We start from the raw sequence: 13,355 nt of genomic DNA on the forward strand, positions 1-13,355 counted from the left end.
ATACTTTTAGCTGCAATTTAACAACATTTTTGCCTGTAAATAAAATATTAAGTTAAGCGCTACTTCGTAATAACTCACTTGTTATAACTTAGACTAAGTGGACTACTTACATTGACCATTTTATGTGGGAGAATAGTGTAATGAAAGTTTGGGTATATTTTCACAAAGCACCAATTCGCGTTTTGCTCATTAGCAAAAGGCGTAATTTTGTGCGCTTAAAACGTAGTATGCTCAAAGTCAAAGTAGCCTTAGCACAAGAAAAAATAGAGACAAAAGAAATGCTAAGCATATATAAACGTTACACTAAACGTCAGGCAAGTAGTGAAGAAATGCGTATCGCAAATCAGCAATTTGTTGATATTTTAAAAGGCTTAGGCATTGGCGTGTTTGCCGTGTTGCCCTTCTCTCCAATTACCATTCCAATAATGATAAAAATTGGTCGCTTGGTTGGTGTTGAAATTCTGCCAAGCTCATTTATTGACCCCAAAAAAAACCATAAATCTTAACAATTATTGCAAATAATTGATTGCTTGATCAGTCACACATTGGGTAAAGCTTTTTTGTCGCTCTTCACGAGACAAGGAGGCAATGGCTTGTTGAACAAGTTTCATTTTTTGTTGTCTATCACTGGCCGGTAAATCAGCTAGTTGCTCGTGAAAACAGCCCAACAATCCATAATTTAACGCTATATCGGACTTAGGTGAGGCCCCCTCTAAACAGGCAAGTAACTGTTGGGCGAGCTCAGTCTTGTCAACTTCAGTGATCAAAGCCTTAACTGTTACTTGGCTATTAGCTGTTTTTTCTAGCTGGCAACTAAAGTACATATCAGCAACAGCAACAATTGGAATAAGCTTTTCGTGTTGAACACCAAAACGCTCTTTTAACCATTTATCTTTGTCCCACTGTTGAGACTGCTCAGCATATACAGGCCCCGTTAACACCGTCAACAAAAAGCTTGCTATTACGGCAGAGTAATAAAACCAATGCTTGTTTAAATAACTACGTATTGTCATTACTAATTAACCTATTTCATTTCTACTTAATAATATATAAAGAACACTGTCTTGTCTGTAAGCAGATGTATCTTAAGCTTTCACTTATCTTATAATTATCAAATACAAAGCTTTTCGAAAACAATATTGCATGTTTAAATAGAGTGACAAAAATAAGTATATTTAATGATAAGGGCAGATATTTGATAGCTAAATTTATATGGTTTTTAATCATTACTTTCACACTGCTAAATCCTATTATTACGGTTAATTCTGCTGAAACAGATACCTTATTACTTTTAGAGCAGCGCCTTAAAGAAGAAAAAGGTAAAGTAATTTATTTAGATTTTTGGTCATCATGGTGTAAACCGTGTCGAAAATCTTTTCCATGGATGAATAATCTGCAGCAAAAATATCAAGGGGAAGGATTAATTGTGCTAAGCGTGAACCTAGATCACAACCGTAATTTAGCCAATCAATTTCTAGCTCAAGTTCCCGCTGACTTTCCTATTATTTTTGATCCTAAAGGTCTTATCGCTAGAAAATTTAAACTTAAAGGCATGCCGAGCAGTTTTTTAATAGACCGCTCAGGAACTCTGGTTAGCGCCCATGTAGGCTTTAACCAAGAAAAAATCTTAGCCTATGAACAAGAAATTATTCGCCTTTTAAACAGCGCTAAAAATTAAAAGCCGTAACTTCTTTCAACTTTACTTATACGCACGGTAAAATTTTTATACCATCTATCACGCCCTAACTTCTGGGCGATACTATGTTGACTATTTTCTTTCCAATGTTTGATATCTTCAAGCGTGCGCCAGTAAGATACCGTAATACCAATATTTTCTCTGGCTGATTCTACTCCTAAAAAGCCTGCTTGTTGTTCCGCCAGTGCCAACATTTCATCCGCCATTTCATAATAGCCTTTCGGCGAGTCATTCATTGTCGAACTAAATATAACCGCGTAATACGGAGGCTCAGGTGTTGCTACAAGCAAGCTGTCCATTTGTTTTCCTTTTGTTCCTAAATCAATTATTTAGGTTGTATCATATGCACATCGCGTTGCGGGAACGGAATAGTAATACCTTCACGATCAAAGGCAAGTTTCACTTCTTCTATAACGCCAAAATACACTGGCCAATAATTTTCTGAATTGGTCCACGGGCGAACAAGCAAATTCACCGAACTATCAGCATGAGCGGAAACAAAAATATCTGGTACTGGAGATTTTAAGATGCGCTCATCCGCTTCTAATACACTTTGCAATACCGCTTTCGCTTTTTTGATATCATCGCCGTAGCTTATACCAAAGGTAAGGTCCACTCGACGCGTTGGCTCAACAAAAATATTTTTTACACAACCATTAGATAGCAATCCGTTTGGAATAATAACTCTTTGATTGTCTAAGGTTAATAGTACGGTATTGAATATTTGAATTTCCTGTACGACACCAACATAACCTTGTGCGTCAATAACATCGCCTGCTTTGAATGGTTTAAAAAACAGGATTAGAATACCGCCAGCAAAATTAGATAAACTGCCTTGCAGTGCCAAGCCTACCGCTAATCCCGCAGCACCAAGAACAGCAATTAACGACGTTGTTTCCACTCCAACCATAGAAGCGAAAATAATAATTAATATTGCTTTGAACATAATGCCAACAATGCTGAGTAAAAACTGGTGCAAGGTGACTTCTACATTTTTCTTTTGCATTGCTAAATCAAATAATTTTAATATTCGTTTAACAATCCAAAGACCAATGATAAAAACAATAATAGCGACGAGCAATTTAGTACCAAACTGTACCGCTAAATCCCCTAACATAGTCGCGTATCTTTCTAAGGTACTAACATTAATTTCCATAATATATTCCTGTTTATTGTTATGATGTTGTGCTGATTTTATCCGTTTCAGTATAGCTGCCCTTTGCTAAATTTTGCACATAAAAAAAGCGAGCTTAATGCTCGCTTTTTATTAATATCACAATATTTTAGAAGCTATATTTATAACCTAACGTCACACTGCGTGGCTTACCTACCATAATAGAACCATGTGTACGAGTCGCCATATACTCTTTATCAAGTAAATTATCTACGTTGAAAGTAATTTCTTGGTTTTCAGCAATGCTATAATGTGCAGCCATATCTACAACAGTGCGACTATCAATGGTTTCATCGGCAATCATAGCGCCTTGGCCTGCAGTAGTTCGCATTTTGTCCATGTAACGTACTAAAATATCGCCACGCCATTTTTCACCAACAACACCAACAGTTAACTGAAGTTGATTTTCTGGTACATAGGGTAATTCATCACCCGCAGTAACATCACCCCAAGTATCTAATCCAGATTCAAACGAGTTTTGAAATTCAGTTTCAGTAAAGGTATAGGTCAAATCAACAGGAATTGATACAGCCCCAGCAGCGAACTCATAACCTGCTTTTGCTTCTAAACCGGATACTTTCACTTCACCAGCATTATACTGGTCACCAATATTATCATCGTCACAACCTTGGCTAGCAGTACAATTACCATGCATGTTGCTGTAGTCAGAGTAGAAAAACAATGCTTCAGCGCTTAATGAATCTTGGTTAAAGCGTAAGCCTAATTCATAATTCACACTTTCTTCATTTTCTGCTTTGTCATTGCCAGGAGCTGGCGGCGCAAAACCTTTTTGTACACCACCAATAATCACTAATTCATTATTTACACGATAGGTTACAGCGAGTGAAGGTAATAATACATCAACGTCATTGCTGACATCTTTAGTTGTTGGTTCATCACGATCAATAATACCTTTCCATTCTTTACGAGAAATAGTCATATCTTCATAACGTAGGCCAGCATTAATAATAAAATCACCAACGGTATATTCATCATGAACAAACAATGCAAGAGCTTCAGCTGAATCAATACGGTTTGAGTCTGCACCATGAACTCCAGCTTCGGTAAGAGTCATTTCATAAGAGGAATTAGTTAAGCTATATTTATCCACCCATTGGAAGCGATCCATTTCATCTTCGTGATAACGGGCACCAAACTTCACCTGGTGATCGCCAAAATCTGCATCTAATACCGTTTGAATACCTTGTGAAAGATAGTCACGACTATTGGCTTTTACATCAACGTTAATTTCATTACCAGAGAAAGTGCCATTATCAAATGCCGCTGCATCTTCAATCCCACCTTTACTTAAACTCTTTCCATTTACTTTACTAGTTTTATACCAGTTACGGCTAAACTCGTTATAGTAGGCTGTTGTACCTAAAGTAAAACGGTCTGATAATTGAATATGGTGATTAATTTGCAACTGCTTATGGCTAGTATCCATGTTATCAAGCTGAGATGCTGAATAACGAGAATAAGGATTAGCATCAAAGTCTGCTTGTGTTAAGCCCATATAGGTTTCATCTGAATCTTCATCTGAATACTTAAGTTTAAATTCAAGCTCTTGGTAATACTTAGCGTCAGTGTCACTGTTGATCATCACCTTTGCTAAAATGTCGTTTTTAACAAAACCTGTATCGTCACCGGTATGGTTAACATCTTTAAAACCATCAGCTTGATAACGGAATACTTCAAACACTGAGGAAACGTTTTTACCAGCACCACCAACATAAGCATGTGCTTTACCAAAACCATCTTCACCGGCGCTTAAATTAACTTGCCCAGCTAATGCTTCTTCCGGGATAACACGTGATAACATGTTTACCACACCACCCGTAGTACGAGGACCATACATGGCACTCGACGTACCTTTTAATACTTCGATTTGCTGCATACGGCCAGACGTTGGGAAGTAATAAGCTGATGGTGCCGCATAAGGAGCTGGAGCAGCAAGTACACCATCTTCCATAATAGTCACTTTTTCACTACGGTTTTGACCTGTTCCACGCATACCAATATTTGGACGTAAACCGTAACCATCTTCTTCTAACACGTAAACACCCGGAACCGATGTTAATGTACGCATAATGTCGGTAAAGTCGAATTTCTCTAAATCTTCTTGAGAAAGCATATGAGCACTACCGGGAACATCATTGACTGATTGTGCATTGCCAAAAATAGTAAGGTGCTCCATATCATCATCTGCAATAACAGGATTTGAAATAGCACTAACCACAGATAAACTAATTAACGCTGGTTTAAAAAGAGAAGAAATTCGCATGATAACGCCTATAAAAGAAACAATTATTTTATTTGCGCGCATTAGACCACGAGATCAAACAAGAATCAATATCATTTGCATTATTTATAATTAAAGATTGATATAAGTCAAATTAGAATCAACTCGTTTCTTTTATAGGCGATATAGACTAAATCTGCATGATTTTGCTGATAGCTTGATTAACTTGATTAACATTAAACTTACTTTCAACTAGTGTGCGACTATTATTTGCCATTTGTTGCCACTGCTCTTTGTGCTCAATAAACCAAATCATACGACTAGCTAATTCTTCGGTATTACGAGTAGCTACTAGCCAGCCATTGTAGCCATCATCAACGGTATCGCGACAACCGGAGGTATTGGTCGTTAATATTGGCCGCCCTGTGCTCATTGCTTCAAGCACAGTTCGGGGTAACCCTTCATGATACGATGGCAAACAATAAATATGGCAAGCTTCTATATAGGGTTTCACATCATCTGTTTCACCTAAATAATCAACTTGTCTTTCTGTTTGCCATTTCATAACTTCTGCTTGGCTAATCTTGTCCGGTGAACTGTCATAGGGCCCAAGAAGTTGGAATTTCGTATTTGGATATTTCTGTTTAACCAGCTTCGCTGCTGCTGCAAACTCCCTAATACCTTTATCACCTAATAATCTTGCAATTAGCAGGAAAGTCGGAACACTCGCAGGCAATGGTTTCTGTTGATAATCCTCAATATCAACACCTGAACCAAAAACACGATGACACTTTGTTGCATCAACTATGTGCGAATTCACAAAAAGCTTGCGATTATCCTGATTTTGAAAAATGACATTTTTAGCGCTTTTTAAGGAATATTTATACAAATGTTTAACAATAAAATTTATTACATTACGTACAAATGCTCCTTTCTCAAATGCATAGCCTAAACCTGTAATCATGGCATGAAATCGCTTAAAACCAACTAAGCGGGCAGCAATTCCCCCCCAAATTATTGGCTTAATAGTATAAGCAAGCACATGGTCTGGTGATATTTCTTTCAGTGCCGATCTTATTGCTAATAAAGTTTTCAGATCTGCAAGTGGATTTAGGCCATTTCGCTCAACACTGTATGAGCGAAATGACGCGCCAAGTGCCTCAACATCTTTCACAATCTCTGGTGTTGCAGGCGCAGTCATGACAATGACTTCATGTCCCGCCTTGACAAAATGGCTAATTAGCTTACCTCTGAAACTAACAATAGAATTTGGGTATGCGCCAATAATAAGAATTTTCAATTGTAACCTCATACGTTAAACTGGATAACTATTGTTACAGTTCACAACTAGCGATTTTATTTCCACAATTGAGTTACCTTTCAAGAACTAAGCGCTTAATTCTTTTACGTTCGTTCGGTACTAACCCCAGAAAATACGTAGATATGATATAAATAAAGCCAATAATCAAACAACCTAAAGATAATCCAAGCCATGTTGGTGGCAAATAGTCTAATACAGAGTAAGCTGTTATACTCGTAATTAGCATTACCGGCAATGAGTAACGAATCAATGTAAGGTAAAACTCGAGCATGTTTAATTTTATCTCGTAATATAAATAAATATTAACCAATAAAAGTTCACCAACAAAAAGTGCAATTGCTGTTCCCCAAGCCGCACCAAGCATCCCCATATGCTTCACTAAAAAAATCGAAATTAATATATTAAAAATTGCAGTAAGCAATAATACTAAACTACGCATTTTATGTTTATTAAGTGCTTGTAAAACGGCATTGGTTGATGTTTGTGCTAATACAAACATAAATGGCACCATAGGAATAAAAGCAACCCAAAATGCAGCTAAAAACTCAGCCCCTACAAACAGTGTAATAAACAACTCACCAAAGTAACAAAAGGCGACAAAAACATAGCCCAATACAAACATTTGATACTTACCAATAATACTAAGTTGCGTCATTAATAATTCAGAAGATACTCCTTGTTTCACCATCTGAACTATTTTCGGCGTAAATATATTTGATATCGCACTGGCAAACGCAATAAAACTAAGCACTAGCTGACTACCAATATTAAATATACCTAAAGTTTTACTATCAGTTAACGTACCAACAATAAGGTTATCCACACGCCAATTAATTTGATTGACAATTACATTCAAAGCTATAAAAAAAGAATATACAAAGATCTCATACAAAGTGTATTTATTTGGTAGCCTGATTTTAAAAATAATATCTAGATATTTTCGAATATATCCGTAGCGTATTGCAGCATGAATTAAGTTTGTAACAGTATCAATAATAACAATTGCCAATATGCCAAAGCCTAATTTCAACCATATAACTATTGCGATACACCGTCCTAAGAAGACTATAATTTCTGTTGATTTTTGAAATTTAAATCGCTGGTAAGTACTGATAATTCCGGTAAGTGAATTACTCATTAAAGTAATGACTACATTTAGCAAGAGTACAATAAAAGCCGACTCTAAAACGTTAATTTCAACGGCTGTTAAAGACTGTTGGAATATACTCGGTAGCTTAAACCAAATGATCATGCCGGCACAAAAAACAAGAAATGTTAATGCTCCGTATATTAAAATTATGGCACCAAGAAACTCAGCTTCCTTTGCTTTATCATTACTCGCTTTATAGATAGATAAAAAACGAATTGTGGTATTAGCTAAACCAAATTCCAATACAATTAAATATCCAGCTAGCGCAGATACTAAACTATACACACCATAATCACTCACTCCGAGGTGGTTAATTATAAATGGAATTAATAACAGCGCCGCAACATTGCGAATAACTATTGCGCAATAACTAAGTATTACCCCTACTCGTCTTTCACGACTATCACTTGTCATTTATGACTCTTTTCTGTACGTGTTATAAATAATCAACATCAATATAAAGTAGCTTCCATATTTACCTAAGTTTTGTAGGCTAAAACAATATAAAAGGAAGACAATAAGCGGCAGCCAGGCTAAACGAAATATTTGGGTATTACCAGTGCGCTTCTTTTCAGCCTGAAAACCTAGATAGAGATAAGTAGCAAACAGTAAAAATCCAAGCATACCAAAACTAATCAATATCTCGAGTAAAGTATTATGTGGCCCAACCACATCTGAGAATATTCCGGCTTGCAAAAAATAAAAGTTATAATATCCTAAATAACCATTTATACCTGCCCCAAATAAGACAAAGTGACTAGCTAACTGAGAAAATAAACGAATGTATTCTTGTAAAATGTCACTTCTTGAGCCAGTGAGGTCAGATAAGTTATCACCACTGAACCTTGAAAAGATGTCTAATTCGCCGAGGAAGGAAGCGTCAGTTATCCAGTACACACTACATAAAATTAACAAACCATTGAGAAGCATTAAGAAGCGAACAAGAATATCCCCAAGAGCTGAACGGTAATAAAAGATAAAGTAACTTACCAAGCTGAGAGTTGCTACGATAAAAAAACTGCGGGAAACCGTCAACGCACCAAATGATAGCATCATCGAAATAATAACGTAGGATGTTTTTGAAATTTTTTCTTTTGGAATGGTAGGTAAATAGAAATAAATCAGTAATAAACAGTACAAGCCAAAGTTATTGGGATCGCCAGCCCCCCCTGCAAAACGTACAATAATTTTAGCCGAATATACGCTAACAGGAGCAAAATATTGATGTAATAAGCCATAAAAAGTAGATATCACTAACCCGCATAATAACGAAAAACGTAGCTGTTCAAACGTGCAATACTTATTTCTGTCGAACATTAATAGCGAGGTAAATATGAAAAAAATTATCCATCGCACCGTTTGAGTAGAAGCCATAACAGGGTTATAAATAATATGCATCAACTCATACAATAAAACTAATAATGTAACAACCAAGCCAGGCTTATAGTATTGAGTTTCTAGCATCTGTGTTAATAAATAGCGTGCGAAAATTGCCAAGAAAATAAAAGTCAATAATGAAATAGAGATATAAGGAGACTGAGTAAACACCTCAGAACATGGCAATAAAAAAATTGCCAATTGAATATTCCTACCAAACGGTAATACCAACGCACAAATTATTCCAACAAATACCACCAACAATAACAACGGCGAACTCGAAGTTATTGCATATAACACAATAAAAATAGCAATAAAAAAAACTTCAATGTTAAGTAACTGAATTACTTTATTTGCGAACATTTTGACTCGCAGGTCTGATAAAATTCAGTCAGTTGAACTAAGGCGCTTTCTGTTGAAAAGCCCTTACTAAAAAATGCTTTAGAAACCTCTTCACTTGCGATATGCGGGCGCACTATATTATTTAGTTCTTGTACCCACGTTGAGTAGTTATTCAAAGAATGAAATGTAACTAAATCCAGTCCCATATCAGACTCTCTAGCTATGGTATCTGAAATAAAACAAGGTAAAGTAGCGGCTTGAGCTTCTAATAAAGCAACTGACACCCCTTCAAATAGCGATGGCATAATAAAAGCGTCTGAACACGTCAAAAGTGCTGGTATTTCAGGTGTTACCGGTAAGATCGTAAACCTATCTACTAATTTTTCATTTTTGATTTCTTGTTGGAAACTTTCTTTTAATGGACCCTCTCCTACACATACAAAATGTATAGAAGGACATAAACTTTTCTCTTTTGCGAGCTGTAGAAGAAAGTAATGATTCTTAACTACTGAAAAGCGCCCAACATGCAGTACGATAATTTTTTCATGAGGCAAAGCAAACTTAGCTTTCAACTGCTGATTATCTATCGTATTTCGTAAGTATTGCTGAACTGATATAGCATTATTAATAACAGTAAATGACTTATTACCATAAAGAAACTTACCGGCTTCCTTTCCGCATGCAAGATCAACATTACTTGCAGAAGTTACAATAAATTTAAGTAACTTTATAACGGGTAATAAAACCTTATTTTCTACGCCACTCGTATGTGAATGACATACACGAACCTTTACCCCTTTTAATTTTGCAATCCATAATAATAAACCATTTTTAAAACTGTTATGAACATGTACAACATCGTAAATTGGTTTATTTGATAGAAGTTTGTTAACTGCTTTTAAATACACTAGAGGCTGTTGTTTAAGTGTCGGAATAATATAAATATTACCACCACGTGCGGTAATTTCTTCACGAAGTGGGCCATCATTAAAACTGATAAAATCAAATTCATACTTACTCGTATCTATATGGCGATACCAATTCATCACTACCGAGGATATCCCGCCTAATGTTAAGGCCGGAATAACTTGCAGAACTCTAATTTTTTTCATAGTTTAAATACGCATCCAAATACCGCTGTCTCGTCGATGACAAACTATAGCCTCGCTGCTCAAACTGTTGATCTATAATTTCTTTATTAACTAAAGGTAATTTAGATTGCTTTTGTATTGCTTCGATCCAATCATCTTTACATGCATCCAAGTTAAGGTATTGACAAAGACCACAACCAATATCTGCTTCTTTTGGAATTCCCTCTGATAGTAAGCAAGGTAATCCAGCAGCTTGCGCTTCCAATGCAGCAACTCCTAACCCTTCATTTAACGATGGCATCACCATAACATCAAACAGCGCTAACAATTGTGGAACATCAGCCCTTTTACCCCAAAACTTAACATACTTATCCAATTGCCATTCGCTGACTTTGCCCTGAAGCGACTCTTTTAGCTCGCCATCACCTATAAAGTGTAAACAAACATTATTTTTTTTATTTACGAATAATTGCATTAAACGTAGTAAAAAAATATGGTTTTTGACCGTATAAAATCGTCCCACACACACTATATTCAACATGGAGGAATCAATTAAGAAGTCTACTTTTTCTTGTTCACACACCTCACTTCTATGCCGGACATTCCTAAAGTCAAAGGCATTAGGTATGACCTCATAACGGGGGCGACTTGATTTATTACCATATAAAAACTTACCCGCTTCCGATGAAATTGCAAAACAACGCGTTGCGAACAACTTGGTTAATATTCGTCCAACAATAAACATAATCCGTGTAGCCAAATTATTGGCTCCGGTGCTAGTATTACGTGCATGTGTTATTCGGGCTGGAATTCCAGCTAAAAAAGCAACAAAAACACACATACCTGAAAAATAAGATGTATGTGCATGAATTGCCGAGTATTTGGGAGCTTTTCGTAACAATTTATACAGTTGCCATAGGTTTTTAACTAAGCCATTGCGCGGACTATCAATGATGTGAATTTTTCCACCACGCCCAAGTACTTCGTCAGTAAAATAGCAATGCTCATTTGTCATGATAACAAAATCATTAACTAATATATCGGCTTCTTGAGTGCGAAATAAATCCATAATACGGCTTTCGGCACCACCAAGGTTTAAATTCATAAACACATGTAAAACTCGCTTTGGAGCTATTACTTTTGCCATTATTTTACATTAGCCTTTATTAACAGGTTTAGCAGGAGAACCAACAACTGTGGAATTTTCTAAAACATCACTTAATACTACTGAATTAGCACCTATGCGGGCATTATCTCCTATTTTTACAGGCCCCAAAATCACGGCACCAGCACCAATAAAGACATTCTTTCCTATTATAGGGACACCATTATCAGATTCTGCCTTTCCATTTCCTCCAATAGTGACGTTTTGATACAAGCAAGTACCATCCCCAATTATTGCATTTTTGTGGATGACAACCCCCAAACCATTATGAAAAAAACCAACATTTTTACCAATATCCGCAGTGTATTTAACATCGCAAGCAAAAACGATGCGAATATAGTAGTAAACAAGTTTAGGTAAAATAGGAATATTTTTTAAATAGAGCCAGCGTGACAAGTAATATAAACGAACAACAGCATGCATAGTGAGGCTTAGATATTAAAATCAATTTGTTATTATTGTACTGTTCAATTTACTCCTGTTATATTGGAAAATAAAGTTAAATAGCAAAAATGGAAAATTGCAGCATTATTCGGTTTCCTAAATGCTAGCTCCTCACTATGTATAAAATCTTAAAACGCACTATTGATATTTTAATTTCTGCACTCGCATTGCTACTCTTGTCTCCTATCTATTTTTTAGTGTCTTATAAGGTTGCCAAAAACTTGGGAACGCCAATAATATTTTCTCAACAACGGCCTGGATTGCATGGCAAAATATTTGCGATGAAAAAATTCCGTTCAATGCTAGATACTCATAATAAACAAGGAGAGCTTCTACCAGATAAAGAGCGCCTTACAAGCTTTGGCATCAAACTAAGAAATACCAGTTTAGATGAACTTCCGGGATTGTGGTCTGTGCTAAAAGGCGATATGAGCTTAGTGGGGCCTCGACCATTATTAGTGGAATATCTTCCTTTATATTCTCAAGAGCAAGCTCGAAGACATAAAGTAAAGCCTGGAATAACAGGCTGGGCACAGGTCAATGGCCGCAATGCCATTAGTTGGCAAGAAAAATTTGAATTAGATGTTTGGTATGTAGATAACCAATCTTTTTGGCTAGATATTAAAATACTCTTTCTTACAATTAAAAAAGTTTTCTCGCAGGCAGATATTAACGCCGATGGAGAAGCCACAATGAGCAAATTCACAGGTAATAATGAATAAGCATACAAGTTTAGCCATCATAGGTGCTGGTGGTCATGGTCGAGTTGTTGCAGATTGTGCTGAGCAAACTGGTCAATATAACAATATTTTCTTTCTTGATGACAGTTTCACTGATCGTAAAAATAATGCTCTATGGGAAATTAAAGGACCGGTAAGTGAATGGAATAAGTTTAGCCAAGAAGCTGACTTTATCGTTGCACTAGGTAACAACACGTTACGCGCTGATATTCTAAAGCACTTGCAAGATTTCAAGGTGAGCATAGCAACACTCGTGCACCCAACAGCTTCAATCAGTCCTCACAGCGAACTGGGGCAAGGAGTGGTTGTTTTTGCTAATGCCGTAATAAATATCGGCTCTAAAATAGCAGATGGCTGCATTATTAATACGAACGCAACTGTAGATCATGACTGTTCAATAGAAAGCTTTTGCCATATATCTCCAGGTGCCAATCTCGCTGGAGGCGTAAAGGTCGGCACTAATTCTTGGTTGGGTATAGGTTGTTCAATTATAGAATGTATTAATATTGGCGAAAACTGCCAAATAGGCGCCGGAGCTGTTGTAACTCAAAACACTGAAAGTAATTTTCTGTATTTAGGTGTACCTGCCAAAGCTATACGTCCATTAAAATAA

At 36.4% G+C, this 13,355-nt stretch carries 14 protein-coding genes; 4 read left to right on the forward strand and 10 right to left on the reverse strand.

Annotation, left to right across the window (positions count from 1 at the left end; all coding sequences use genetic code 11):
- Positions 1-140: 140 nt before the first annotated feature.
- A complete protein-coding gene (locus tag AC27HL_RS17795) occupies positions 141-506 on the forward strand; it encodes a hypothetical protein (protein ID WP_487082400.1) in 366 nt (121 codons plus the stop codon).
- 3 nt (positions 507-509) lie between these two features.
- Here AC27HL_RS17795 and AC27HL_RS17800 read toward each other — a convergent pair whose 3' ends face one another.
- Positions 510-1,013: a hypothetical protein gene (locus tag AC27HL_RS17800; protein WP_487082401.1), complete on the reverse strand. Its 504-nt coding sequence runs from the start codon at positions 1,011-1,013 to the stop codon at positions 510-512.
- A gap of 143 nt (positions 1,014-1,156) precedes the next feature.
- On the opposite strand from AC27HL_RS17800, the gene AC27HL_RS17805 reads away from it, so the two are divergent.
- A complete protein-coding gene (locus tag AC27HL_RS17805) occupies positions 1,157-1,678 on the forward strand; it encodes a TlpA disulfide reductase family protein (protein WP_487082402.1) in 522 nt (173 codons plus the stop codon).
- On the opposite strand, the gene AC27HL_RS17810 is transcribed toward AC27HL_RS17805, so the two are convergent.
- The 9 genes from AC27HL_RS17810 to AC27HL_RS17850 form a co-directional block, all read right to left on the reverse strand.
- On the reverse strand, positions 1,675-1,995 hold the full coding sequence (locus AC27HL_RS17810) for an antibiotic biosynthesis monooxygenase family protein (protein ID WP_487082403.1): 321 nt from the start codon (positions 1,993-1,995) through the stop codon (positions 1,675-1,677). The genes AC27HL_RS17805 and AC27HL_RS17810 overlap by 4 nt on opposite strands.
- Before the next feature lie 26 nt (positions 1,996-2,021).
- Entirely contained in the window at positions 2,022-2,852 is an 831-nt protein-coding gene (locus tag AC27HL_RS17815) for a mechanosensitive ion channel family protein (protein WP_487082404.1), read from the reverse strand.
- Positions 2,853-2,979: 127 nt separating this feature from the next.
- Positions 2,980-5,154: a TonB-dependent receptor family protein gene (locus AC27HL_RS17820; protein WP_487082405.1), complete on the reverse strand. Its 2,175-nt coding sequence runs from the start codon at positions 5,152-5,154 to the stop codon at positions 2,980-2,982.
- A 148-nt stretch (positions 5,155-5,302) separates the two neighbouring features.
- Positions 5,303-6,412, reverse strand: a complete 1,110-nt coding sequence (locus AC27HL_RS17825; RefSeq protein ID WP_487082406.1) for a glycosyltransferase family 4 protein — start codon at positions 6,410-6,412, stop codon at positions 5,303-5,305.
- Positions 6,413-6,485: 73 nt separating this feature from the next.
- Positions 6,486-7,997 carry an oligosaccharide flippase family protein gene (locus AC27HL_RS17830; RefSeq protein ID WP_487082407.1) on the reverse strand — a complete coding sequence of 504 codons (1,512 nt, stop codon included), beginning with the start codon at positions 7,995-7,997 and terminating at the stop codon, positions 6,486-6,488.
- Entirely contained in the window at positions 7,998-9,161 is a 1,164-nt protein-coding gene (locus AC27HL_RS17835) for an O-antigen ligase family protein (protein WP_487082408.1), read from the reverse strand.
- A gap of 143 nt (positions 9,162-9,304) precedes the next feature.
- Positions 9,305-10,414 (reverse strand): glycosyltransferase, encoded by a 1,110-nt coding sequence (locus AC27HL_RS17840; RefSeq protein WP_487082409.1) that lies wholly within the window; start codon positions 10,412-10,414, stop codon positions 9,305-9,307.
- Positions 10,401-11,540 (reverse strand): glycosyltransferase, encoded by a 1,140-nt coding sequence (locus tag AC27HL_RS17845; protein WP_487082410.1) that lies wholly within the window; start codon positions 11,538-11,540, stop codon positions 10,401-10,403. Before AC27HL_RS17845 ends, AC27HL_RS17840 begins: the two co-directional genes overlap by 14 nt.
- Before the next feature lie 9 nt (positions 11,541-11,549).
- Complete coding sequence (locus AC27HL_RS17850; protein WP_487082411.1) at positions 11,550-11,981, reverse strand: serine O-acetyltransferase; 432 nt, start codon at positions 11,979-11,981, stop codon at positions 11,550-11,552.
- A gap of 137 nt (positions 11,982-12,118) precedes the next feature.
- Between AC27HL_RS17850 and AC27HL_RS17855 the strand changes: the two genes are divergently transcribed.
- Together AC27HL_RS17855 and AC27HL_RS17860 are read left to right on the forward strand one after the other, a co-directional pair.
- A complete protein-coding gene (locus AC27HL_RS17855) occupies positions 12,119-12,724 on the forward strand; it encodes a sugar transferase (protein ID WP_487082412.1) in 606 nt (201 codons plus the stop codon).
- Positions 12,717-13,355, forward strand: a complete 639-nt coding sequence (locus tag AC27HL_RS17860) for an acetyltransferase (RefSeq protein ID WP_487082413.1) — start codon at positions 12,717-12,719, stop codon at positions 13,353-13,355. The genes AC27HL_RS17855 and AC27HL_RS17860 overlap by 8 nt, the downstream gene beginning before the upstream one ends.

This window comes from Colwellia aquaemaris (assembly GCF_057548755.1).